Genomic DNA, 269 nt, shown 5'->3' on the forward strand with positions numbered 1-269 from the left:
TTTGCTATTATCAATTTTAATTTTTCAGTCTTTATGCCATTATTATTAAGGTATTCTATAGTATCTTTAAAACTATTTTTTATAATGTAATTAAATTATACATATATTCATTCATTACTACATAATAATAACAATTTTTTATAAGTTTTTATTTATTTAAAAATTCAGTATTTTTATACCATATTCCTAATTTTTAAAATTCTCAAAAATTATACATAATTCATGATAACAGAATATATCAATGTATTTATTACTATGTTTATTATATT

This window comes from Candidatus Nanopusillus massiliensis (assembly GCF_920984865.1).